Here is a 20796-nt window from a genome sequence, read left to right on the forward strand (position 1 = left end):
AGGAGCTGATGGAGTTGCTCCAGCGGGCGCACCGGGTGCACGACGAGCGGGTCGCCGCCGGCCACTGTTTCGCGGTGCCGACGGCGACGTAGGCGCCTCAGCGTTCCTGGTCGAGGAACCGGGAGAGGTTGGTGCCGCGGCCGTTGTCCGGCTCCTGGGAGACCAGGCTCGCTATCCGGGAGGCCAGGCTCGCCGCCCGGGACGCCAGGTCCGGTTCCTCGTGCAGGGCCTGCTCGGCCTGCATGGCCTGCTCGGCGCGGATCGCGTCGGCCTCCATGCCGGGCCGGTCGCCGTACGCCCGGGAGCTGGAGACCGGAGCCGCTGATTCGTCGTACGAGGGCTCCGGGGCGGGCACCGGGACCGCGCCGAGCAGTGACACCGTCTGCCCCTCGCCGCCCTGGTAGTTGCTGAACTCCGGGCCGATCACCAGGCGGGACAGCATCCGGGCCTGGATCGCCGGCACCCCGATCAGGTCGGCGTTCTCCACCCGGAACCGGGCGATCGCCTGCCGCAGCGTGTTGGCCAGGTGATCCGCGGCGCTGACCTTGGCCAGCTCGCCACCGGCGAACACCAGGGCCGGGAAGGTGCCGTCCGGGCCGTTGCAGACCAGCTGGATCTGGGTGACCGTGGCGTTGCGCCCGGTCTCCCGGTTGCCCGGCTGCACCCGCAGGTGCTGTGGCCAGAGCCAGAACAGCTCGCCACTACTCTGCGTTCCGCCGTCGTCGTACGAATACCGTACGCGGCGGTCCGTGACGGTGACCTCGGTCTCCTCGGGCAGGGTCCAGCGCGGCAGCGAGGACGCCTCGTCGAACGCATACTCGGCCACCGCGCAGTGCCCGCGCCACAGGACGCGCTCACCGCCGTCCAGCGGTCCGAGGTCCGTGCCCGCGGGGGACAGGAAGTGCTGGTGGAACATGGATGCCTTCCCCGTGCTCGCCGCGAACGGAAACTCGCGGCCGCACTGATTACAACCGGCTACCGGCGGTGTCGCCAGTGACCGGGCGTGGATCACACCCCAACTCGGGAAAACGACACATGACGGTAATCAAGGTTGCACCTTCGGCCTATTCAATGATTACTTTCGGTTACCAAACAGGCCGTCGGGCGGTAGTGGAGAGGGTACCGCCGAGACGTCCGGAACGGGAGACGCTCCGGCGGTGAACCGGTCCAGATCGGTCTCCACCCGGCCCGGGAACCAGTCGCCGGCCGCCCGGCGGGACAGCTCGGCCACCGGCGGCGGAGTCCGCCCGGCCACCACCACGACGTTGCCGAACCGCCGGCCGCGCAGCACCCCCGCGTCGGCCACCAGGCACGCCTCCGGCAGCGCGGCCCGGATCGTGGCGACCTGGGTGCGGGCGTACCGCAGCGGCGGGCCGTCGGCCACGTTCGCGATCAGCCGGCCGTCCGGGGCCAGCACCCGGGCCACCTGCTCGGTGAACTCGGCCGAGGCCAGGTGGGCGGGGGTACGGGAGCCGGCGAACACGTCCAGGACCACCACGTCGTACCCGGCGTCGCGCATCCCCTCCACCGCGGCCCGGGCGTCGGCGACCCGCACCCGGATGCCGGCCCGGTCCGGCAGCGGCAGCGCCCGGCGGACCAGCTCGACCAGCGGGCCGTCGATCTCCACCACCCGCTGCGCCGAACCGGGCCGGGTGGCCGCCACGTAACGCGGCAGGGTCAGCGCGCCGCCGCCCAGATGCAGCACCCGCAGCGGGCGCCCGGCCGGGGCGGCCAGGTCGATCGCGGCGGCCATCCGGCGTACGTACTCGAATTCCAGGTGGGTGGGGTCGGCCAGATCGACGTGCGACTGCGGCGCCCCGTCCAGCAGAAGCGTCCACGCGGTGTCCCGGTCCGGGTCGGGCACCAGCTCCGCCACCCCGGAGGCGACCGTCTCCACCGTCCGCCTCGCCGACCTGCGCTGTGCCATCCGGCCAGTATCCCGGTAGCGATCGGGTTGCCCTCGCCGGGGAACCCACAAGTATCAGCGGAAACACCCGACCTTTGCCGGCGTGATGACGATGACGCGACGGACGGCGCTGGGCGGGATCGCCGCCACGGGCGCCGCTACCGCCCTGGGGGTCGCCGCCTCCGCCCCCGCCTCCGCTTCGGCGCCCGCCGCGTTCCTGCCCGCCGACCCGCTGCTGCATCTGCTGCGCCGGGCCACGTACGGGCCGAGCCCGTCGTCCATCGCCGCGATCCGGGAGCTGGGCGCCGCCAAATGGCTGGACCGGCAACTCGACCCGTCGTCGATCAAGGACCCGGTGGCCGACGAGGTGGTCGCCCGCCTGCCGCTGGCCCGGCTGTCCACCGCCGAGGTACGGGCCCGGGTGTCCGCCGGCTCGCTGAAGCAGTACAGCTGGGACCCGATGTGGCAGCTCGGCTTCGCGGCGGTGGCCCGGTCGATCTGGAGCGAGCGCCAGCTCTTCGAGGTGATGGTCGACTTCTGGAGCAACCACCTCAACGTGACCTGCCCGCAGGGTGACGTCTGGGACAGCCGGATCGACTACGACACCACGATCCGCAAGCACGCCCTGGGGAGGTTCTCCGACCTGCTGAAGGCCTCGGCCCGGCACCCGGCGATGCTCACCTATCTGGACAACCGGTTCTCCAGCAAGGCCGCCCCGAACGAGAACTACGGCCGGGAGCTGCTGGAACTGCACACCGTCGGGCTGGCGTACACCGAGGCGGACGTGAAGAACGCCGCGCGCCTGCTCACCGGGCTGACCGTGGACTCCGGGACCGGGCGGTACCGGTACGACGGGACGATCCACGCCACCGGCGCCGTCCGGGTGCTGTCCTTCCAGAACGCCAACAGCACCGCGGCCGGTGGTGAGAAGGCCGCCCTGGCCCTGCTCGACTACCTGGCCCTGCACCCGGTCACCGCCCGCCGGATCGTCACCAAGCTGTGCGTCCGGTTCGTCGCCGACACCCCGCCCGCTTCGCTGATCACCAGCCTGGTCAAGGTCTACCTGGACAACAGGTCGGCGATCGGGCCGGTGCTGCGGGCGCTGTTCACCTCGGCCGAGTTCGCGGCGTCCGCCGGGGCCAAGACCCGGACCCCGCTGGAGGACCTGGCGGCGACCGTGCGGACGCTCGGCTACGGCCCGGCCAGGAGCGGCGTCAAGTTCCTGGAGAGCCTCTACTGGATGGCCCGCGACGCCGGGCAGGCCCCGCTGGGCTGGGGGCCGCCGAACGGCTACCCGGACGTGGCCGAGGCCTGGGGCTCACCGTCCGGGCTGCTGGTCCGCTGGAACTTCCACCTCTCCATCGCGGCCGGCTGGTGGCCGGACACGCTGGTCCGGCCGGCGAACCTGGCCACCGGCATGGTGGGGACGCTGCCCGCCACCTACGGCGCGCTGATCGAGACGACCGCCACACGGCTGCTCGGAATCGCGCCGGACGCGAAGCAGATCGCCGCACTGGCCGATTTCTACGGCAAGACCCCGGCGTCGCCGTTGAAGGCGAACGATCCGGCGGCCGGCTGGATGTACCCGTACCTGATGGGGATGCTCTTGAACGCCCCGTCCTTCGCATTGAGGTGATCTTTGACTCCAGAGTGTGGTTGCGAGGAGAACCAGCGGGCCGCGGTGACCCGGCGAGGGCTGCTGGCCGCCACCGGAGCCGGGCTGGCCGGGGCGACGCTGGACACCAGCCTGGCGTTCGCGGCCGAGCCGGGCTACTCCGGGGACGTGCTGGTGCTGCTCTCCCTGCGCGGCGGGTTCGACGGGCTGTCCGCCGTGGTCCCGGCCGGGGATCCGGCGTACTACACGGCGCGGCCCTCGATCGGCGTACCCAAGTCGCAGTTGATCGGGGGTGACGCCTTCTTCGGCCTGAACCCGGCGCTGTCGCCGCTGCTGCCGCTCTGGACCGGCGGGCAGCTCGCCGCGATCCAGGCGGTCGGGCAGCCGGCGCCGAACCGGTCGCACTTCGCCGCCATGGAGGACCTGGAGCGGGCCGCGCCGGGCACCTCGATCCGGACCGGCTGGCTGAACCGGATGCTCGGCACGAACGGCTCGCGGGAGGTGTTCCAGGCGGTCGCGATGGGCACCGCGATGCCGGCCCGGGTGCTCGGCGGCCCGGCGCCCTACCTGGGCGTGACCTCGATCGACAAGACGGTGCTCAACGGCGAGCAGGACGGCCGGCCGATCTCGGCGACGATGACCCGGCTGTACGAGTCCGCGCCGGCCGCGCTGAAACGGACCGCCGGGCAGCTCACCGGCGCCCTGGAGTACGCCGCCCAGCTGCGCGCGAAGGGCTACACGCCGGCGAACGGGGCGGCCTACCCGAACACCGACCTGGGCGCGGCGCTCAAGGACGTGGCCCGGCTGATCAAGACGCGGGCCGGGCTGATGACCGCGACGGTCGACTCCGGTGACTGGGACATGCACGAGAACCTCGGCACCGCGGTCGCCGGGCGCCGGATGTTCGACCAGCTCCGGGCGCTCGCCACCGGGCTCGCCGCGTTCGCCGCCGACCTCGGCGCCGAGCACCTGCGCCGGGTCACCCTGATCACCATCAGCGAGTTCGGCCGCCGGGTGGCGCAGAACGGGTCGGGCGGTCTGGACCACGGGTACGGCAACGCGATGTTCGTCCTGGGCGGCAACGTCAAGGGCGGCAAGGTGTACGGCACCTGGCCCGGCCTGGCCACCGCCCAGCTGAGGGACGGCGACCTGGCGGTGACCACCGACTACCGGGCGGTGATCGGGGAGATCCTGCGGGCCCGGTGCGGGGTGTCCGACACGGCGGCGGTGTTCCCGGGGGTGGCCGCGGCGAAGCTGGGGATCGTCACCGCTCGCTGAAAACGGCTATATTCCGCAAAACGGCTATCCCGTCGCACCGTGGTCGTTACACACTGAAACCATGTCGAGCAACCTGCTTGCCGAACTCATCGACGCCCGGCGGCGGCCGCCCCTCCCGGTTCCCACACCGGCGCGGCCGCCACTGCGGATCCGCCGGCACCCCTCCGACGAGGGCGCCCCGTTCTGGCGCTGGGACTGCACCGGCTGCGGCGAGTACGGCGGCGGGCGCCACCACGAGGACGCGCTGACCCGGGGCCTGCGGCACTGCCACGAGCACCCGGATCACCGCTCCTCACTGCTGCCGCCGGCCCGCTGCCGCCGGCCGCACACCTACCTGCCGCTGCATCCGATGCTCTACGCGCTGGACGACGACCCGCCGCCCCCGCCGCTGGCGCTCTGACGCGCGGTCAGGATCTTCGCCACCCGGCGGAACAGCGGATCGGACACCACCTCGGTCAGATCCCGGCCCAGCGGGATGCGCCAGTTCGGGTACTCCTCGAAAGTGCCCGGTAGGTTCGGCTGGCGCACCTCCAGCAGGACGTCGTGCAGCGACGCGGTGACCAGCCGGCACGGCGTCCGGGCCAGGAACTCGTGCATCGCCACCACCACGTCCTCGGCCGCCGTCTCCGCACCGGTCAGCAGGCCCTCGGCCCGCAGCCGGTCCAGCAGCAGCGCCCGGTCCCGCGTCCAGGACTCCCGCTCCTGCTCCACCGGCCCGGCCAGCTGGCCCAGCGCGGCCCGGACCTCGACCTGCTCCCCGGCCAGGAACCCGGCCGCGGTCGGCAGATCGTGGGTGGAGACGCTGGCCAGCGCGTTCCGCGGATAGCCGGCCGACGGGCGGTAGCCGCCGTCGTCGTCCCGGGTGAACCAGAGCACCGCCGAGCCCAGCATGTTGGTGCGCTGCAGCCCCTCGGTCACCACCGGCATCACCGTGCCCAGATCCTCACCGATCACCACCGCGCCGGCCCGGTACGCCTCCAGCGCCAGGATGCCCAGCATCGCCTCCGGGTCGTAGTGCACGTAGGTGCCGTTCGCCGGCCCCAGCCCGGCCGGCACCCACCACAGCCGCCACAGCCCGGCCACGTGGTCGACCCGCAGGCCCCGGGCGTACTTGAAGATCCGCCGCAGCATGTCGCGGTACGCCGCGTACCCGGTCTCGGCCAGCCGGTCCGGCCGCCAGGCCACCCCGCCCCACTCCTGCCCGAGCTGGTTGAAGGCGTCCGGCGGCGCACCGGTCCGGGCGTCCATCGCCAGCACGTCCTGCAGCAGCCACCCGTCGGCGCCGGCCGGCTCGACCGCCACCGCCAGGTCGTACACGATGCCGACCGGCATGTCCCGCTCCCGGGCGGCGGCCCCGGCCCCGTCGAACTGCGCCTCCAGCAGGTCCTGGATCCAGACGTGGAAGGCCACCCGGTCGCCGGCCAGGGCGCGGACCGCCGGGGCGTCCGGTCGCCGCAACCCGGCCGGCCACTGCCGCCAGTCGGCGCCGTGCTCCTCGGCCAGCACACAGAACCGGGCGAAGTCGGTCAGGCCCGGATCCCGCTCCAGATCCACCGGCGCGGCCAGCGGCCAGAGCAGCTCCAGCGCGGCCAGCTTGGCGGCGAAAACCCCCGGATAGTCGATCAGCTCCCGGTCCGCCGGCGGCCGCAGCGCGTCCACCCGCTCCCGCAGTTCAGCGCCGGCCCGGCCGTACTCGGGGATGTCGGCGATCCGCAGGTAGAGCAGATTGGCGAACCGGCGGCTGGACGGCGAGTACGGCGATGCCGGCACCGGCGCCACCGGGGTGATCGCGTGCAGCGGGTTCAGCACCACCAGCCCGGCACCGGCCGACCCGGCCACGAAGTCCCGCAGGTCGCCGAGATCGCCGATGCCCCAGGAACCGGCCGAATGCAGGGTGTAGAGCTGGAGCATCCAGCCCCAGGTGTCCGGCGGCTCGGGCAGCTCGGCCGGCACCACCACCAGGGTGACCTCCTGATCGCGGCAGCGCAGCCGGTGCCAGCCCAGCGGCAGATCACCGGTCAGCCGGTCCACCCGCCGGGTGCCGCCGTCCTCCAGGGTCAGCTCGGCGGCGGCCGGCAGTTCCCGGCCCGCACCGGCGCGCAGCACGATGGTGTCCGGCAGCCGGTCACCACCCGCCCGCCGCCGGGCCTCGGCCAGCGCCGTCCGCACCGCCGCCGGGGTGCTCGCGTCGACGCCGAGCATGCCGAGCACGCCGATCACCGACTCGGCGGCCACCTCGGTGTCCTTACGCTGCCAGTTCTCGTATCGAGTGGCCACACCGTGTGCGTCGGCCAGAGCGACCAGGTCCGCGTCCATCCAAACTCCCTCTCCTCGGTACACGGTTACTTACCCGTTGCGTACATTCGCCAGCATGGGGCACATGAGTGAGATGGTGGGAAAGATCAGAAAGTGGTTCGCCGCGGCGATGGCCGGTCTGACTCTGGGATTGCTGGTGCCGGCGCAGGCCTGGGCGTCCGAGCCGGTGCTGGAGGCGGCCCGCAGAAGCGGCCGGGGCTTCGGGTTCTTCGGCTTCGCGGCGCTGTGCTGCCTCTTCGTGGTGGCCGGTGTGGTGCTCGCGGTCGTGTTGATCTCACGGGGCCGTAAGCGCCGCTAAGTTGGAGTTCATGAGCGGCACGGTGGGGCTGGCCGGTGGGATCGCGGCGCTGCTCTGCGTGCCACTGGTCATCACGGTGGCCGACGGCGCGTCACCCGACGTGCCGCTGACCCTGGACCGCCCGGCGCTGGCCTCGTCCACGGCCGGCGTGGACCGGGCCGCCGCGGCGGTCACCGACACCGACGACGGGACCCGCTGGGCCAGCTCGGGACCGGGCACCCAGTGGGTCCGGGTCGACCTCGGCGCGCCCCAGGAGGTCCGCCGGGTGCGGGTGCGGTGGGGTGCGGCCTTCGCCACGGCGTACCGGATCCAGCTCTCCCCGGACGGCGCCTCCTGGACCGACCTGTACCGGACCACCTCCGGCGACGGCGGCACCGACGACCTGACCGGGCACACCGGAACCGGCCGCTACCTGCGGGTGCTGGCCACCCGGCGGGCCACCCCGGACGGCTTCGCGATCGGTGGCCTGCGGGCCTACGGTCCCGGGCACGCGGCGCCGCCGGCCGAGTCCGCGGCCACCGCCGAGGTGCCGCCGATCGCCGCCGGGCTGACCGTCGCGGCGAACCGGGAGACCGCGTTCCGGCTGGTCTCCAGCGCGGAGAACTCGACACTCGACTGGCGGGCCGAGTTCGGCTACCTGGAGGACATCGGCGACGGGCGCGGCTACACCGGCGGCATCATCGGCTTCTGCTCCGGCACCTCGGACATGCTCGGCGTGGTCACCGAGTACAGCCGGCGGGTCCCCGGCAACGGCCTGGCCGGGTACCTTCCGGCGCTGCGGGCGGTGGACGGCACCGACTCGCACGAGGGACTCGACCCGGGGTTCCCGGCGGCCTGGCGCACGGCCGCCGCCGATCCGGTCTTCCGGGCCGTCCAGGAGGAGGCCCGGGACCGGCGGTACCTCGACCCGGCGGTACGCCTGGCAGCCGGCGACGGACTACGCGGCCTGGGCCAGTTCGCCTACTACGACGCCGCCGTCATGCACGGGATGTCCGGCCTGCGCGACATCCGGGAACGGGCCACCGCCCGGCGGCACACCCCGGCCCGGGGCGGCGACGAGATCGACTACCTGTCGGCGTTCCTGGACGCGCGGGTCGCCGAGATGCGCACCGAGGAGGCGCACCAGGACACCAGCCGGGTGGACACCGCCCAGCGGGCCTTCCTGGCGGCCGGCAACCTCGACCTGAACACCCCACTGAGCTGGAGCGTCTACGGCGACCCGTACACGATCGCCTAGATCCTGGTGAACAACGCCGGGACCAGGGTGGGCTGCCAGCCGGGGAGCGAGGTGTGCGGCTCCCGGACCCGGTAGACCTCCTCGTCGTACTCGACGTGCTGACCGGCCCGATAGCCGGTGAAGGCGCGCCACGGCACCACCTTCACCCGGACCGAGACCGTCACCCGGTCCACCAGCATCCCGGACGAGCGGCGGTCGCCCGACCCCAGACCGAGGACCACCGCGTACGGCACCTTCTCCGCCGGAGTGAACCGCTGCACCGCCCGGCCGTCGATCGACCAGGTGATCGTGGTCGGGGTCCAGTCGATCGCGTAGGTGTGGAAGTCCCCGCCGACCGGCGACGAGTCCAGGATCTCCACCTCACCGGCCGGGGTCCGCCCCGAGGCGTCCAGCACCCCGAGCGCGCGCCACGCCTCGTCGGCACGGTTCATCCACACCCGGGCCTCGGCCCGCCCGTACGCCTGCCGGAAGGTTTTCGCGGTGCGCATCGGCGAACCGAGGACGAGCCGGCCGGAGCCGTCCTGCCAGGCCCGCTCCGCCCCGCCGTCGACCGTCCAGGTGCCCGTGCCGGGCGCGTCGCCGCGCGCGCCGGAGAAGTCGTCGTCGAGCACCACCCGGCTGACCGTGTCGGCCGCCGCGGCGGGCTCGCCGGCCAGCAGCGCGGTGCCGAGCAGCACCGCCGCCGCCAGTCGCCCCCAGTTCATGACCGTCCCCCCGTAGATGACCAGTGGGCACTGTGCGGAACTGGGAGCGCTTCCCGCAAGCCCTGTGACCTACTTGTAGTCGGGCGCGCGGGTCTCGTGCATGGCCAGCTCCTCGGCGCTGGCGCCGCCACCGGCCGCCCCGGCGTCCCAGGCGACACTCTCCGCCTCGTCGTCCCAGCCGGAACCGCCGTCCGGCGCGACCAGACGGCCCACCTGCCGCGGCGAGTCCTCGTCGAGCTGGCCGTCGTCGTAGAGCGAGACCTGCGAGTCCGGGTCGGAGGTGGGGCTGGGGCTCCACACGTCCCGGTCGAACTCACGCTGCTCGGAACTGTCCACCGTCTCGTCGAACGGCTCCCGCGGCTGCTCCCGGGACTCGGCGCCGAAATCCGGCTCCTCCTGCCGCAGCCGCCGGTCCAGGGACTCGCCCTGGCGCGCCTCCTCGGGCGTCTCCCCGAAGCGGTTGGCGCCGCCCGGGCCCACCCCGGCGAGCGCCGCCGGGTCCGACCCGTCCGCCCACCGCGAGCTGTTCACCTCGTCATAGGCCGTCGAGTCGTCGTCGGCGGTGTCCGGCAGACCGGACGCCTCGGGATCGCTGACCTCGGCCGGGTAGTCGTTGTCTCGCATGCCCGCAAACTACCCCCGTGAGCGTCGATCATGCCGTCCCGAAACGTGCCCACACCACCTTGCCGTCGCCGAGCACCAGATGACCCCACCGGGCCGCGATCGCGTCGATCAGGAGAAGACCCCGGCCGCCGTACGCCGTGACCGGCGCCGGCCCCTTCAGCCGCGGTGGTGTCGCCGACCCGTCCCGGACCGCCACGCTCATCGTGTCGCCGTGCCGGGCCAGCAGCACCCGCATCGGGGTGTGCGCGTGCGCCACCACGTTGTTGACCATCTCGGTGGCCACGATGCACGCGCTGTCGGCCAGACCGGGCCGGTCCCACCGCCGGCACGCCTCGGTGATCAGCTCCCGGGCCCGCCGGGCCGCACCGGGCACCGGGTCCAGTTCGGCGACGACCCGGTGATCCGCCGGCCCCGGCTCGCCCATCCCGGCGAAGGCGCCCGCCTGGTCCGGCCACCGGGTCCAGCCGGTGACCCGCCAGTCCGGCAGCCCACCCGGGCCGCACAGCGCGAGCCGGCTGCCCGGCCAGTCCCGGGTCTCGTCGAACACCTCGCCCAGGATGGTGAGCGCCTCGGCCCGGGCCACCCGCAGCTCGGCCACGTCGACGACCACCGCCTCCGGCTGCCCGGCCAGCTCGGCCAGCAGCGTGGACCGGATCGTCGCGGTGGTGTCGTCGTCGAGCACCCCGGTCAGCCGGACCAGCGGATAGGCCCGGCCGCGGTCCACCAGGTGACGAACCTCGCTCGGCATGATCGCTCCAGTGTGGAAGAAGTCGGCTGCGGGGCACGTGCGGGATACCCCGGGGCCGGGAGGTCATGCCGGTGGGCGGATCAACTCCGGCGGGCCAGCGCGGTCAGCACGCTCTCGTGCAGCAATCCGTTCGTGCCGATCACCGAGCTCTTGTCGGCGGTCGGTCGGCCGTCCAAGTCGGTGATCTTGCCGCCCGCCTCGGTCACGATCGGGATCAGCGCCGCCATGTCCCACAGCGACAGCTCCGGCTCGGCCATCGCGTCCAGCGCGCCCTCGGCCAGCAGCATGTAGCCGTAGAAGTCGCCGTAGGCCCGGCTGCGCCACACCCCGAGCAGGATGTCCATCATCTGGTCGAGCCGGCCGTTGTCGGCCCAGCCGTTCAGGCTCGCGTAACAGAAGCTGGCGTCGGTCATCTTGCGCACCGACGACACGCTGATCCGGCTCGCCGAGTGCTGGTTGCGCCCGGCGAAGGCGCCCAGCCCGCGCCCGGCCCACCAGCGACGGCCCAGCGCCGGCGCGGACACCAGCCCGGCCACCGGGGTGTCACCCTCCATCAGGGCGATCAGGGTGGCCCAGATCGGCACCCCGCGGACGAAGTTCTTGGTGCCGTCGATCGGGTCGATCACCCAGTACCGGTTGCCCGGCCCGGCGGTCGCGTCGGTCCGGCCGAACTCCTCACCGAGCACCCCGTCACGAGGCCGGGCCCGGGCCAGGGTGGCGCGGATCGCCTTCTCCACCGCGGTGTCCGCGTCGGACACCGGGGTCAGGTCGGGTTTCGACTCGACCCTCAGATCCAGGGACCGGAACCGCGCCATCGAGATGGCATCGGCCGAATCGGCGAGAACGTGGGCGAGCGCGAGATCGTCGGCATATCCGGCCATGCCGGAAAGTTAGCCCATCAACCCGTCGCCGGTCCCGTCGAGTTCGCCTTTTTGAGATCGACTTCCGGCGTTCTCAGACGCCGGGCCCGCTCTCCACCGGTTGATCCCGCGCGTCACCCTCACCGGCACGGGAGGCGAGAAGCCTTCGGTACGAGGCCAGCCGGCGCTCGTCCGCCTTCCCCTCGGCCACCCAGGCGTCCAGCGCACAGCCCAGGTCGGCGGCGGTGTGCCCACAGTTCGGCTGGTCGTCCAAGGTGCCCTCGACCAGGTCCGGGAAGCCGTGCAGCAGGCTCTCCGCGCTCACGTGGGCCAGCCCGAAGCTGCGGATCCCCGGCGTGTCGATGATCCAGCCCGGATCCTTGCGCGAGCGGCCCACCACCGGCAGCCGCAACGCCACCGCGCTGGTCGACGTGTGCCGGCCCTTGCCGATCGCGCTGACCACACCGACCGCCCGCAGCGCGTCCGGCACCAGCCGGTTCACCAGCGTCGACTTGCCCACCCCGGAATGGCCGACCAGGACCGAGATCCGGCCGGCCAGCCGGGCGCGCAACTCGGCCAGATCACTGCCCGGACGGACCAGCACGTGCGGCAGGTCCAGCTCGGCGTAGTAGCCGAGCACCTGCTCCGGCCCGGCCAGATCGGCCTTGGTCAGGCAGAGGAGCGGTTCCACATCGGCGTCGTACGCCGCCACCAGGCACCTGTCGATGAAACCGGTCCGGGGTGGCGGATCGGACAGCGCGCTGACGATGACCAGCTGGTCGGCGTTCGCGACCACCACCCGCTCCAGCCGGCCCTCGGGCGTGGTGTCGTCGTCGTCAGCGGTCCGGCGCAGCACCGAGGTCCGCTCGGTGATCCGGACGATGCGGGCCAGCGCCCCGGCCGCGCCGGAGACGTCCCCGACCAGGGCCACCCGGTCACCCACCACCACCGACTTGCGGCCCAGCTCGCGGGCCCGCATCGCGGTGATCACCTCATCGCCGGAGCCGTCCTCGCGGACGCAGCCGTAGCGGCCGCGGTCCACCGTGATGACCAGGGCGTCGACGGCGTCGTCGTGTTTCGGGCGCGTCCGGGTACGCGGACGGGACGACTTGCCCGGCCGGATCCGGACGTCGTCCTCGTCGTACTCGCGCTTACGTGGTGGCAGGTCTAACTCCTCTGGGCCACGAGTCCCGCCCAGAGTTCCGGGAACTCGGGCAACGTCTTCGACGTACAACCTACGTCGGCCAGCTCGACGCCCGGCACGGAGAGTCCGATCACGGCCGCCGCGTGCGCCATCCGGTGATCGGCGTACGTCTCGAAGACCGCCCCGTGCAGCGGCCCCGGCTCGATCCGCAACCCGTCCGGGAACTCGCTCACCGTCGCGCCCACCCGGCCCAGCTCGGTGGCGAGCGCGGTGATCCGGTCCGTCTCGTGACCCCGGATGTGCTCCACCCCGCGCAGCTCGGACGGGCCCTCGGCGAGCGCGGCCAGGGCCGACACCACCGGGGTCAGCTCGCCCACCTCGGACAGGTCGGCGGTGACGCCGCGCAGCGTGCCGGTGCCCCGCACGGTCAGGCCGTCAGCCGACCGGGTGACCTCGGCGCCCAGCGCCCGGAAGATCCCGATCGCCTGCTCCACCGGCTGCCAGCTGTCGGCCGGCCAGCCGGCCAGGGTGACCGCGCCGCCGGTCACCGCGGCGGCGGCGAAGAACGGCGCCGCCCCGGACAGGTCCGGCTCGATCGTCCAGGTCCGCCCGCGCAGGGTGCCCGGCTCGACCACCCACACGTCGGCCACGCTGTCGTCCACCACCGCGCCGGCCGCCCGCAGCATGTGCGTGGTCATCCGCAGGTGCGGGGCGCTCGGCACCGGCGGGCCCTCGTGCCGCACCGTCAGCCCCTTGGCGAAGCGCGGCGCGGAGAGCAGCAGCCCCGACACGAACTGGCTGGACCCGGACGCGTCGATCACCACCTCGCCGCCCTCGACCGGGCCGGTGCCGTGCACGGTCAGCGGCAGGCCGTCGATCGGCGAGGCGTCGACCGTCACGCCGAGCGTGCGCAGCGCCGCCACGATCGGGCGCAGCGGCCGTTTCCGCATGTGCGGGTCGCCGTCGAACTCGATTGGGCCGTCGGCCAGCGCGACCGCCGGCGGCAGGAACCGGGTGATCGTGCCGGCCAGGCCGACGTCGATCCGGGCCGGGCCGCGGAACGGGCCGGGCGTCACCACCCAGCGGGCCGGGTCGGTGGTGTCCACGCCGACGCCGATCGCCCGCAGGCCGGCCGCCATCAGCTCGGTGTCGCGGGCGCGCAGCGGCGCCTCGATCACCGAGGGGCCGTCGGCGAGGGCGGCGAGGATCAGGGCGCGGGCGGTCATCGACTTGGAGCCGGGCAGTCGCACGGTCGCGGTGACCGGGCCGGTGGCGGGCGGTGCGGACCAGGGGCGCGATTCAGCAGTCACGCCCTCATTCTGCCGCCGTGACCCTTTCCAGCCGTGCACCCTCCACCGCTCCCACGTGCCGAGAAACGGTCCGGATCGCACCGCGGGTGGCCACACGCCCGTCGTCCGGTGCCCGCGTGGTGCCGTGTGGTTCGGATCGCGCCGCGGGTGGCCACGCGCCCGTCGTCTGGTGCCCGTGTGGTGCCGTGTGGTTCGGATCGTGCCGCGGGTGGCCACGCGGCTGTTGTCTGGTGCTCGTGTGGTGCCGTGTGGTTCGGATCGTGCCGCGGGTGGCCACGCGGCTGTTGTCTGGTGCTCGTGTGGTGATTTGTGGTTCGGATCGTGCCGCGGGTGGCCACGCGGCTGTTGGTGGGTCCCGGCGGGTGGGAGAGTCTCCACGGACGGGGTTTCGGGGCGGACGTGCGTTCGCGCGGGGCGTAACCTGCCGCTTATGTGCGGCCGATACGCGACCACCAAGAGCAACGCCGACCTGAGCCAGCTGTTCGAGGCCGTCGACGTGGCCGAGCCGCTGCGGGCCAGCTGGAACGTCGCGCCCACCAGCGCGGTGCCGCTGATCCGGATGTCGAAGGAGCACGACGGCCGGGTGCTGGACTCCGCGCTCTGGGGCCTGGTCCCGCACTGGGCCAAGGATCTGAAGGCCGGCGCCCGCATGATCAACGCGCGTGCCGAGACGGTCACCGAGCTGCGGTCGTTCGCCTCGTCGTTCGCCAAGCGCCGCTGCCTGGTCCCGGCCGACGGCTGGTTCGAGTGGGTCCGGGACGGCAAGAGCAAGCAGGCGTTCTACATGACTCCGGCGGACGGTTCGACGCTGGCCTTCGCCGGGATCTGGTCGGCGTGGGGCCCGGAGTCGGTGCGCACCTGCAGTGTGATCACCACGGCGGCGCTCGGTGGGCTGGCGAAGGTGCACGAGCGGATGCCGCTGATCCTGCCGGCCGATCGCTGGGCGGACTGGCTGGCCGGTGGTGGCGACGCGGCGGAGTTGCTGCGGCCGCTGTCCGAGACCGATCTGAACGGCATCGAGATCCGTCCGGTCGGTGCCGGGGTCGGCAATGTGCGAAACAACGGACCGGAGCTGATCGAGGCGACGGCCAAAGTTACGCTTTTTTGAACTCTCAAAGATCAACGAGATTCTTTGTCGCGATATGTAGTAATTCCGAACCGGAAACTTTGCGTAAAGATAGATAACCCCCTTGTTCTGATCTTGTTGCCTGCGGTACAAACCAGCGCCGGAGTGGTGCTGGACCGTAAGGTGCGGCCCGGCCGCCACATGCAGTTCCGGTCCCACGGGGGAGGTGGGCTGATGACACGAGCACGCATGCCGCGTCCGCACGAAGTGGCCATCGCGCGACGCGACCCGCGGCTGCTCGAAGCGATCGCGCAACGCAGCACCGATGAGGCCTGGCGCACGCGGGGCGCCTGCCGGACGGTTGATCCGGAGACGTTCTTCCCCGCCCCGAACGAGCCATCCGGCGGAGCCGTCGCCCTCTGCGGCGGTTGCGACGTGCAGGGCCCGTGCCTGGCCTGGGCGTTGCAGGTCGGCGACTGCCACGGCGTCTGGGGCGGCACCACACCACGCGAGCGGCGGGCCATGCTGGTCGCCTGGCGGGAGCGGATCCAGGCCAACGGCGACGAGGTCGACGACGTGCCGGACGCCGAGGACCGCAGGCTTCTGACACTCCTCCCGGTCAGCCGCTGACCGGCGGGAAACACCTGGTAGAACGGAGCGCGTGCCCCGCTCCGAGATCACCGTAGAGACCCCGCGCGGCCCCGCCGCCGCGATCGTCACCGAGCCGGCCGGGCCGGTGCGCGGACTGCTCGTCCTCGGCCACGGCGCCGGGGGTGGAGTCGACGCCCCGGACCTGGTGGCGGTGCACGACGCGGCGGTGGCCGCGGGGGTGCGGGTGGCCCTGGTGACCCAGCCGTACCGGGTCGCCGGCCGGCGCGCGCCCGCACCCGCCGGGCATCTGGACGAGGCGTGGCTGGCGGTGGTGCGGGCGTTACACGTACCCCCGCTGCCGTTGATCGTGGGCGGCCGGTCCAGCGGTGCGCGGGTCGCGTGCCGGACCGCGGCCACCCTGGGCGCCGCGGGGGTTCTCGCCCTGGCCTTCCCGCTGCACCCACCGGGCAAGCCGGAGAAGAGCCGGGCCGGCGAGCTGCCGGAGACGACGCCCACGCTGGTGGTCAACGGGGACCGCGATCCGTTCGGGGTGCCGTCGCCGGCCGGGCCGGTGGAGGTCGCGATTCGTCCCGGCGCGGTCCACGATCTGCGAAAGGATCTGCCCGCGACGGTGACGATCGTGCTGGAGTGGCTGCGCCGCTATTCCTGGGCGCGGTGACCCCGGGGAAAGATCACAAGGGAATGTCCGGCCCCGCCGCCGGCGTTATCCGAGCTGGAAACATGTCGGCGGGAAGGGGTTTCTAGTGCGTGCCGGTACCGAAAGCGCCGAGCGTGGCGGCCGGGAGGCGGACCGGGTGCGGAGCCTGCTCGGCTCGCCCGAGTGGCCCGCCACCGTGACGCCATCCGTGCAGCCGTCGGTGAGCGTGAGCACACCCGCGGGTTTCAAGAGCCTTACACGGGTGATACCCGTATCCTCGGCGGGGCGGTCGAGGGGAGAGTCCAGGGTGGCCCAGAAGGAACGGACCGATGAGCGCCGGGAGCGCTTCGAGCGTGACGCGTTGCCGTTCGTCGACCAGTTGTATGCCGCCGGCCTGCGGATGACCCGCAATCCGGCCGACGCCGAGGACCTGGTGCAGGAGACGTTCCTCAAGGCGTTCTCCGCGTTCCACCAGTTCGAGCAGGGCACGAACCTGAAGGCCTGGCTGTACCGGATCCTCACCAACACCTACATCAACTCGTACCGGCGCAAGCAGCGGCAGCCGGTGCAGGCGCCGACCGAGGAGATCACCGACTGGCAGCTCGCGTCCAGCGAGTCGCACACGTCGCAGGGTCTGCGGTCGGCCGAGACCGAGGCGCTGGACCGGTTGCCGGACAGCGACATCAAGGAAGCGCTCCAGTCCCTGCCGGAGGACTTCCGGCTCGCCGTCTACCTCGCCGATGTCGAGGGTTTCTCGTACAAGGAGATCGCCGACATCATGGGCACGCCGATCGGCACGGTCATGTCCCGGCTGCACCGCGGCCGGCGCAACCTGCGCAAGCTCCTCGAGGGGTACGCCGCGGACCGGGGCATCACCCGCACCGCCACGTCCGAGCCGCAGGAGGCCTGACGACATGGCTGCCAACGAAGAGACCGATTGCAGTGCCGTGCTCGGCGAGGTCTACCTCTACCTGGATCTGGAGTGCTCGGAGGAGCGCCGCAGCCTGATCCAGAAGCACCTCGCCGAGTGCTCGAAGTGCGTGCGCGAGTTCGGCATCGAGAACGAGGTGAAGGCGCTGGTCGGCCGCTGCTGCGGGGACGAGCGGGCGCCCGCGGAGTTGCGCGAGCGGCTGCGCCTGAAACTGGGCCAGCTGGAGACCCCACACTGATCACGAAAAGGCCCGGCATCCGCCGGGCCTTTCTCGTTCTCAGCTGTTGGGGCGCTTGCCGTGGTTCGCGCCGCTCTTCTTCCGGGCCTTCTTCTTGCGGGCCTTCTTCGCCATCTCGGCACTCCCTTCCCTGGTGCGGTAACTCGCCTGCCGATCGTAGTGGGCGCGTCGCCGCGGGCCGGACCTACCCGCGCCTGATCCGTGGTTTGATGACCTCACCGGCAGTTGACGAGGGAGGTGGTCGATCCATGACGGACGAGATCCGGGCCGAGATGGTGGCCAACGTGTGGAAGGTCGTGACGGCGCCCGGCGCCACCGTCGCCGAAGGGGACACGCTGGTGATCCTCGAGTCGATGAAGATGGAGATCCCGGTGCTGGCCGAGCACGACGGCACGGTCACCGAACTCAAGGTCAACGAGGGTGACGTCGTCCAGGAGGGCGACCTGATCGCGGTCATCAACAGCTGACCGTCACTCCCGCCGCCAGCGCAGCAGCGACCGGCCCCGGCCACGCGGCCGGGGCACGGCCGGAACCCGGATGGTGGCCGCGGCCAGCTCCCGGGTCGGCCGGTCCAGACCCGGCGCGGCGAGAGCCAGCTCGGCGACCGCCCGGGCGTTCGGCCCGGACGCGGTCTCGGTGAGCCGGCCGGCCACCACGGCGGCCACGTCCGGCCGGGCCTCCGGGTCCACCCAGGCGTAGGCGATCAGGGCGAAGAGCGCCGCCTGGGTCACCCGGTCCACGTCACCGTCGAGCAGCCCGAGCAGCAGGCGCCGGCGGCTCGACTCCAGCCACGGCTCCTCGGCGCCGTGGTGCAGCAGCCCGAGACAGGCCCACACCTCCAGACCACTCTGCTGGTCGGCCCGTGCCGTCTCCGGATGCGCCAGCAGCGCCAGCAGCTCCCACGGCTCCACCAGCACCAGGCCCAGCGCGCGGTCGTAGGCGCCGGGCGGGTGCGGCCAGGACGCCCCGGCCACCCGCTGCAGCCGGTGCAGGGCGTCAGCCGACGGCCGGGCGTTCACCGGGGCGCGGCCGGCCGGCAGTGGCGCCCCGGACGGCAGACCGCCCAGCCACGGCGTGTTGCGGCAGCACTCCTCCAGATCGGTGTGCTCGTGCGCGTCGTCCGGGTGGTCGCGGACGAAGTCGGCCAGCCCGACCAGGTGCTCGACGTCGCCGTCGGCCCGGTGGCGCAGCCGGTGCGCGGTGTGCACCACGCAGTCGAAGTGCGGGTCGCGCTCCAGGGCCAGCTCGGTCCAGCGCAGCGCCTCGTCCAGCCGGCCCAGGTCGGCCAGGGTGGCGGCCACGTCGGCGTAGACCGAGAGGTCGTCCGGGTCGTAGGCGACGGCCCGGCGCAGTGCGGCCAGGGCTTCGGGCATCCGTCCGGCGCTGCGGTACGCGTACCCCAGCCAGATCTCGGCCAGCTTGGACGGCTGAGCGCGAGCGCCGCGGCCGGCCCATTCCACCGCCAGACGGACCTCGCCGAGCCGGCGCGCCAGCGCCGAGCCGGCACCGAGCAGCATCGCGTGCTCGCCGTGCGCGGCCACCGCGAACCGGACCACACTCAGGTAGGGCCGCAGCGGTGTCACGGTCGTGGGCGGCGCGGGGTCGCCGACCGCGGTGCAGAGCCGCATCACCGTCCGGGCCAGCAGCCCCGGGGCGATCCGGGTGCCGAGGGCCGGGTCGGCGACCCACGGCACGCCGGCCCAGTCGTGCGCCGGTGCGAGCCCGCTGGCCGCGGCGAGCAGCGGCAGGCCCTCCTCGGGGCGGCCGGCGGCGGCGAGCAGGTGGGCGCGGGCGGCGAGCCGGCCGGCCGGGGCGTGCGCCTCCAGCGGGAAGAGGTCCAGGCCGCCACCGGCGCGGGCGGCCAGGCGGCCGAGCAGTTCGTGGATCTCGGGCAGGGCCGGGGAATGGGCCAGAGCCGCGGCGAGATGGGTGGCGAGGGGCGTGGTTTCGCCGCGTTCGAGGGCGTCGCGAGCGCGCGCGACATCACGGCGGGCCGAGGGGGAATCCACGAGTGAAGACCCTAGGGGAACAGCCGCCAGTTGTCAGTCCTCACGTTTGCTCATTAGTGCACGAAACCTTGACTCAATGAGCAGCTTCTTGCAAGACTGAGCATGGACAGCGCAAGGATCGCGCCAGATGGGGAGGATCACGTGACACAGCGAGGCCTGGGGATGGCGGCGGACATCGCGGAACAACCCGCCGGTTTCGCGCGGCTGCTGGAGGAGGAGCCGTCCGGCGCGATCGCCGAGGTGGCCGCCGAGGTGGCCCGCCGCGCGCCGCGCAGCATCCTCTTCGTCGGCCGCGGCACCTCCGATCACGCCGCGCTCTACGGCGCCTACCTGGCCGAGATCCGTCTCGGGCTGCCGGTGGCCAGCGCCTCGCCGAGCGCGATCACGCTCTACGGCGCCCGCCCCGACCTCACCGGCACGCTGGTGATCGGGGTCAGCCAGAGTGGCGGCTCACCCGACCTCACCGGCGTGCTCGAGGTCGCCCGGGAGACCGGGGCCACCACCCTGGCCGTCACCAACAACCCCGACTCGACGCTGGCCAAGGCCGCCGAGCTGTCCATCGACGTGGTCGCCGGGCACGAGCGGGCGGTCGCCGCCACCAAGACCTACACCGCCGAGCTGCTCGCCCTGCTGATGCTGATCGAGGGCGTCCGGGCCGGTGACGGCCGGCTGCCCGCCGAGGAGCGCGCCGCGCTGGAGCGGCTGCCCCGGCTCGCCGAGCAGACCCTGGCCGGCACCGCCGCCACCGAGCTGGCCCAGCGCTACCGCTTCGCCTCCAGCCTGGTCGCCACCGGGCGGGGATACGCGTACCCGACCGCCCGGGAGACCGCGCTCAAACTGATGGAGACGTCCTACCTGCCGGCGCTCGCCTTCTCCGGCGCCGACCTGCTGCACGGCCCGCTCGCCATGGCCGACCCGGACATCCCGGTGCTCGCCGTGGTCGGCGAGGGCCCCGGCGGCAACGCGATGCGCGACGTGGTGACCCGGCTCGGTGAGCGCCGTGCCGACGTGGTCACCGTCGGTGCCGCCGACGTGCCCGGCGCCTCCGGGCGGCTCGCCGTCCCGGCCGTCGACGAACGGTATTCGCCGCTGCTCGACATCCTGCCGCTGCAGCAGCTGGCGCTCGCGCTGGCGCTGGCCCGCGGCGAGGACCCGGACGCGCCCCGTGGCCTGAAGAAGGTGACCAGCACGCTCTGACCCGCTGTCTCGCGGGTCACGGTCCTCGGGTGACCCGCGAGGTGGCGGCGCCGCATAGGCTGGGTT

At 73.0% G+C, this 20796-nt stretch carries 23 protein-coding genes; 12 read left to right on the plus strand and 11 right to left on the minus strand.

What is annotated here, in order from left to right; translation table 11 throughout:
• Positions 1–97: 97 nt before the first annotated feature.
• Both ACQ0O7_RS07080 and ACQ0O7_RS07085 read right to left on the minus strand, forming a co-directional pair.
• On the minus strand, positions 98–916 hold the full coding sequence (locus ACQ0O7_RS07080) for a translation initiation factor 2 (protein WP_430780935.1): 819 nt from the start codon (positions 914–916) through the stop codon (positions 98–100).
• Positions 917–1075: 159 nt separating this feature from the next.
• Complete coding sequence (locus ACQ0O7_RS07085) at positions 1076–1927, minus strand: spermidine synthase (RefSeq protein WP_430780936.1); 852 nt, start codon at positions 1925–1927, stop codon at positions 1076–1078.
• Between the two features lie 91 nt (positions 1928–2018).
• Here ACQ0O7_RS07085 and ACQ0O7_RS07090 point away from each other — a divergent pair, with 91 nt between their 5' ends.
• From ACQ0O7_RS07090 to ACQ0O7_RS07100, 3 genes are all read left to right on the plus strand, one after another.
• Positions 2019–3542, plus strand: coding sequence for a DUF1800 domain-containing protein (locus ACQ0O7_RS07090; protein ID WP_430780937.1), 1524 nt, complete (start codon positions 2019–2021; stop codon positions 3540–3542).
• A 3-nt stretch (positions 3543–3545) separates the two neighbouring features.
• On the plus strand, positions 3546–4799 hold the full coding sequence (locus ACQ0O7_RS07095; RefSeq protein ID WP_430780938.1) for a DUF1501 domain-containing protein: 1254 nt from the start codon (positions 3546–3548) through the stop codon (positions 4797–4799).
• Between the two features lie 61 nt (positions 4800–4860).
• On the plus strand, positions 4861–5199 hold the full coding sequence (locus ACQ0O7_RS07100; protein WP_430780939.1) for a hypothetical protein: 339 nt from the start codon (positions 4861–4863) through the stop codon (positions 5197–5199).
• Here ACQ0O7_RS07100 and malQ read toward each other — a convergent pair.
• On the minus strand, positions 5154–7115 hold the full coding sequence (gene malQ, locus ACQ0O7_RS07105; RefSeq protein ID WP_430780940.1) for a 4-alpha-glucanotransferase: 1962 nt from the start codon (positions 7113–7115) through the stop codon (positions 5154–5156). The two genes, ACQ0O7_RS07100 and malQ, sit on opposite strands and share 46 nt — an antisense overlap.
• A gap of 64 nt (positions 7116–7179) precedes the next feature.
• Between malQ and ACQ0O7_RS07110 the strand changes: the two genes are divergently transcribed.
• A complete protein-coding gene (locus tag ACQ0O7_RS07110) occupies positions 7180–7413 on the plus strand; it encodes a hypothetical protein (protein WP_430780941.1) in 234 nt (77 codons plus the stop codon).
• Between the two features lie 10 nt (positions 7414–7423).
• Positions 7424–8650 carry a chitosanase gene (locus tag ACQ0O7_RS07115; RefSeq protein ID WP_430780942.1) on the plus strand — a complete coding sequence of 409 codons (1227 nt, stop codon included), beginning with the start codon at positions 7424–7426 and terminating at the stop codon, positions 8648–8650.
• Here ACQ0O7_RS07115 and ACQ0O7_RS07120 read toward each other — a convergent pair.
• The 6 genes from ACQ0O7_RS07120 to aroA form a co-directional block, all read right to left on the minus strand.
• Complete coding sequence (locus ACQ0O7_RS07120) at positions 8647–9354, minus strand: family 16 glycosylhydrolase (protein ID WP_430780943.1); 708 nt, start codon at positions 9352–9354, stop codon at positions 8647–8649. The genes ACQ0O7_RS07115 and ACQ0O7_RS07120 overlap by 4 nt on opposite strands.
• 69 nt (positions 9355–9423) lie before the next feature.
• Positions 9424–9978 (minus strand): DUF5709 domain-containing protein, encoded by a 555-nt coding sequence (locus ACQ0O7_RS07125; RefSeq protein ID WP_430780944.1) that lies wholly within the window; start codon positions 9976–9978, stop codon positions 9424–9426.
• A 28-nt stretch (positions 9979–10006) separates the two neighbouring features.
• Complete coding sequence (locus tag ACQ0O7_RS07130; protein ID WP_430780945.1) at positions 10007–10726, minus strand: ATP-binding protein; 720 nt, start codon at positions 10724–10726, stop codon at positions 10007–10009.
• Positions 10727–10806: 80 nt separating this feature from the next.
• A complete protein-coding gene (gene hisN, locus ACQ0O7_RS07135) occupies positions 10807–11607 on the minus strand; it encodes a histidinol-phosphatase (protein ID WP_430780946.1) in 801 nt (266 codons plus the stop codon).
• Between the two features lie 73 nt (positions 11608–11680).
• Entirely contained in the window at positions 11681–12751 is a 1071-nt protein-coding gene (gene rsgA, locus ACQ0O7_RS07140) for a ribosome small subunit-dependent GTPase A (RefSeq protein WP_430781000.1), read from the minus strand.
• A 2-nt stretch (positions 12752–12753) separates the two neighbouring features.
• On the minus strand, positions 12754–14040 hold the full coding sequence (aroA, locus tag ACQ0O7_RS07145) for a 3-phosphoshikimate 1-carboxyvinyltransferase (protein ID WP_430780947.1): 1287 nt from the start codon (positions 14038–14040) through the stop codon (positions 12754–12756).
• Positions 14041–14470: 430 nt separating this feature from the next.
• Here aroA and ACQ0O7_RS07150 point away from each other — a divergent pair, with 430 nt between their 5' ends.
• The 5 genes from ACQ0O7_RS07150 to rsrA all read left to right on the plus strand — a co-directional run bounded on the left by ACQ0O7_RS07150 (position 14471) and on the right by rsrA (position 17524).
• A complete protein-coding gene (locus ACQ0O7_RS07150) occupies positions 14471–15148 on the plus strand; it encodes an SOS response-associated peptidase (protein WP_430780948.1) in 678 nt (225 codons plus the stop codon).
• A gap of 192 nt (positions 15149–15340) precedes the next feature.
• The gene (locus tag ACQ0O7_RS07155) at positions 15341–15736 is read left to right on the plus strand and encodes a WhiB family transcriptional regulator (RefSeq protein WP_430780949.1); all 396 of its coding nucleotides are present in this window, start codon (positions 15341–15343) and stop codon (positions 15734–15736) included.
• Positions 15737–15767: 31 nt separating this feature from the next.
• A complete protein-coding gene (locus ACQ0O7_RS07160; RefSeq protein WP_430780950.1) occupies positions 15768–16376 on the plus strand; it encodes an alpha/beta hydrolase family protein in 609 nt (202 codons plus the stop codon).
• Positions 16377–16461: 85 nt separating this feature from the next.
• Positions 16462–17265, plus strand: a complete 804-nt coding sequence (locus ACQ0O7_RS07165; RefSeq protein ID WP_430780951.1) for a sigma-70 family RNA polymerase sigma factor — start codon at positions 16462–16464, stop codon at positions 17263–17265.
• A 4-nt stretch (positions 17266–17269) separates the two neighbouring features.
• On the plus strand, positions 17270–17524 hold the full coding sequence (gene rsrA / locus ACQ0O7_RS07170; RefSeq protein ID WP_430780952.1) for a mycothiol system anti-sigma-R factor: 255 nt from the start codon (positions 17270–17272) through the stop codon (positions 17522–17524).
• Between the two features lie 39 nt (positions 17525–17563).
• On the opposite strand, the gene ACQ0O7_RS07175 is transcribed toward rsrA, so the two are convergent.
• Entirely contained in the window at positions 17564–17638 is a 75-nt protein-coding gene (locus ACQ0O7_RS07175) for a 50S ribosomal protein bL37 (protein ID WP_369700219.1), read from the minus strand.
• 134 nt (positions 17639–17772) lie between these two features.
• Here ACQ0O7_RS07175 and ACQ0O7_RS07180 point away from each other — a divergent pair, with 134 nt between their 5' ends.
• Entirely contained in the window at positions 17773–17991 is a 219-nt protein-coding gene (locus ACQ0O7_RS07180) for a biotin/lipoyl-binding carrier protein (RefSeq protein WP_430780953.1), read from the plus strand.
• A 3-nt stretch (positions 17992–17994) separates the two neighbouring features.
• Here the strand turns inward: ACQ0O7_RS07180 and ACQ0O7_RS07185 are convergent, their stop codons facing one another.
• Positions 17995–19533 (minus strand): tetratricopeptide repeat protein, encoded by a 1539-nt coding sequence (locus tag ACQ0O7_RS07185; RefSeq protein WP_430780954.1) that lies wholly within the window; start codon positions 19531–19533, stop codon positions 17995–17997.
• Positions 19534–19695: 162 nt separating this feature from the next.
• On the opposite strand from ACQ0O7_RS07185, the gene ACQ0O7_RS07190 reads away from it, so the two are divergent.
• Positions 19696–20730 carry an SIS domain-containing protein gene (locus tag ACQ0O7_RS07190; protein ID WP_430781001.1) on the plus strand — a complete coding sequence of 345 codons (1035 nt, stop codon included), beginning with the start codon at positions 19696–19698 and terminating at the stop codon, positions 20728–20730.
• Positions 20731–20796 lie beyond the last annotated feature (66 nt).

This window comes from Actinoplanes sp. G11-F43 (genome assembly GCF_050589265.1).
Lineage (GTDB): Bacteria > Actinomycetota > Actinomycetes > Mycobacteriales > Micromonosporaceae > Actinoplanes.

Excerpts from the sequence above, each read along its gene's own strand:
- ACQ0O7_RS07080 (WP_430780935.1), bottom strand. The coding sequence starts at position 916 with ATGTTCCACCAGCACTTCCTGTCCCCCGCGGGCACGGACCTCGGACCG.
- ACQ0O7_RS07085 (WP_430780936.1), bottom strand. The coding sequence starts at position 1,927 with ATGGCACAGCGCAGGTCGGCGAGGCGGACGGTGGAGACGGTCGCCTCC.
- ACQ0O7_RS07090 (WP_430780937.1), top strand. The coding sequence starts at position 2,019 with ATGACGCGACGGACGGCGCTGGGCGGGATCGCCGCCACGGGCGCCGCT.
- ACQ0O7_RS07100 (WP_430780939.1), top strand. The coding sequence starts at position 4,861 with ATGTCGAGCAACCTGCTTGCCGAACTCATCGACGCCCGGCGGCGGCCG.
- malQ (WP_430780940.1), bottom strand. The coding sequence starts at position 7,115 with ATGGACGCGGACCTGGTCGCTCTGGCCGACGCACACGGTGTGGCCACT.
- ACQ0O7_RS07110 (WP_430780941.1), top strand. The coding sequence starts at position 7,180 with ATGAGTGAGATGGTGGGAAAGATCAGAAAGTGGTTCGCCGCGGCGATG.
- ACQ0O7_RS07115 (WP_430780942.1), top strand. The coding sequence starts at position 7,424 with ATGAGCGGCACGGTGGGGCTGGCCGGTGGGATCGCGGCGCTGCTCTGC.
- ACQ0O7_RS07120 (WP_430780943.1), bottom strand. The coding sequence starts at position 9,354 with ATGAACTGGGGGCGACTGGCGGCGGCGGTGCTGCTCGGCACCGCGCTG.
- ACQ0O7_RS07125 (WP_430780944.1), bottom strand. The coding sequence starts at position 9,978 with ATGCGAGACAACGACTACCCGGCCGAGGTCAGCGATCCCGAGGCGTCC.
- ACQ0O7_RS07130 (WP_430780945.1), bottom strand. The coding sequence starts at position 10,726 with ATGCCGAGCGAGGTTCGTCACCTGGTGGACCGCGGCCGGGCCTATCCG.
- hisN (WP_430780946.1), bottom strand. The coding sequence starts at position 11,607 with ATGGCCGGATATGCCGACGATCTCGCGCTCGCCCACGTTCTCGCCGAT.
- ACQ0O7_RS07150 (WP_430780948.1), top strand. The coding sequence starts at position 14,471 with ATGTGCGGCCGATACGCGACCACCAAGAGCAACGCCGACCTGAGCCAG.
- ACQ0O7_RS07155 (WP_430780949.1), top strand. The coding sequence starts at position 15,341 with ATGACACGAGCACGCATGCCGCGTCCGCACGAAGTGGCCATCGCGCGA.
- rsrA (WP_430780952.1), top strand. The coding sequence starts at position 17,270 with ATGGCTGCCAACGAAGAGACCGATTGCAGTGCCGTGCTCGGCGAGGTC.
- ACQ0O7_RS07180 (WP_430780953.1), top strand. The coding sequence starts at position 17,773 with ATGACGGACGAGATCCGGGCCGAGATGGTGGCCAACGTGTGGAAGGTC.
- ACQ0O7_RS07190 (WP_430781001.1), top strand. The coding sequence starts at position 19,696 with ATGGCGGCGGACATCGCGGAACAACCCGCCGGTTTCGCGCGGCTGCTG.